Raw genomic sequence first — 1,425 nt, forward strand, 5'->3', positions numbered from 1 at the left:
CAAAGATTGCTCTTTGTGCTTGTGGTAAACGTCTATGTGGGTTGTTGATTATAGTTCCTGGTTTTAATGGTGTAAATGTTGCATCTATGTGTATTGGGTATGGGTCTCCAGGGAAGTTTACAGCGTGCACTCTCATTTCTGGATACATACGTCTCATCCATTCCATAGCTTTTCTGTTTGTAGTTAATCCGTGTTGTATAAATAAGTCTTTACCTAAACGTAATACATCCGCCGCATCAAATAGAATTTCATGCTCAGTTGTAACCATATCTAAGTTTGCAGTACGCTCTAAAAGAATTTCTTCAGTAACTTTTCCATCATAGTAGTGTTTCTTATAGCTTTCCTCTCCTAGTTCTGGACGAGGACCTGCAATCCATCTAAAGTCTGGATCTTGGTCAAAGTATTCACGTAGGTTTTTATTATATGCTAAGTACTCGAAGAATCTTGATCTAAATGACATTGAAGCCATTATCATATCTTTACCAATTGTTAGTAAAACATCTCTTGGTGGCATTGATCCAAACATGCTTCCTGTCATGAAGTGTGGTGTAACAACAGCTTGATTCCATTGCATGATTTCTGGTCTATCAACTTTTACTCCACGATCTTCTAATATCTTTACTAAACCATCAAGTTGCTCATTAGCTGCTCTAACAGTATCTGTTGGACGAGGTCCAGTCATACCACGCATTGCACTATCTAGAGGAACTTTTGCTTCAGATGCTGGTTCAGATGGCGGTATACAAGTGTTATCTGCTCTACCAACTATTACGTGTTTTAACGGGTCAAAATCATTCCATGAATTTACTACTTTTGCCATTCATACCCCTCCTAAAATTTTACTTTATAGTCAACTGCATTTATTTAAAGTCTACAATATTTTGTAGATCTATAAATCAAATTAATATTTAATTTAAAACTATGTTAGGAAAACGTTTTTCATAACATTAAATTATAAACCTTTAGCCTGACACTAAGTGTTAATTTATATAATCATCTAAGGCGAAAGATAAAACCAAGTTGGGAAAACGTTTTTCATTAAGATTTAATATAACCCTTTTATTTATAATTAAGTTTTTCATTACCAACTTAACTCTTAATTTATATTATAAACACATTAACTTAATAAGTCAATACTAAATTTCAAAAAATTTTAAATATATTTTTAATTGAAACATCTTATGTGTTTATATAGTAAATCATATATTATTAAATTATTTGCTGATAAAAATAAAAAGAACTAAAGAATTTAAATTCTTTAGTTCTTTCTTGATCTTTTCCCTAAATTATTTTTTTAACCAAGGGCTAGTTTCAAATGTTACTAGTGTTGGATCGTTAACGTTTTGATTTGGGAAGTAGTCTAAACACTCACCTTCACGGTAAACGTCAGCTGTAGCACAGTGTAATCCTCCACCAAATGCATAA

Annotated in this window: 1 protein-coding gene; it reads right to left on the bottom strand. The window is 32.2% G+C overall.

Annotated features, from left to right (window positions below; all coding sequences use genetic code 11):
• A partial coding sequence (locus tag TICRE_RS10650) for a serine/threonine protein kinase (RefSeq protein WP_075727913.1) occupies positions 1-820 on the bottom strand: 820 nt, incomplete at its 3' end.
• Between the last annotated feature and the right edge of the window lie 605 nt (positions 821-1,425).

Source organism: Tissierella creatinophila DSM 6911, assembly GCF_001940565.1.
Classification (GTDB): Bacteria; Bacillota; Clostridia; order Tissierellales; family Tissierellaceae; genus Tissierella_A; species Tissierella_A creatinophila.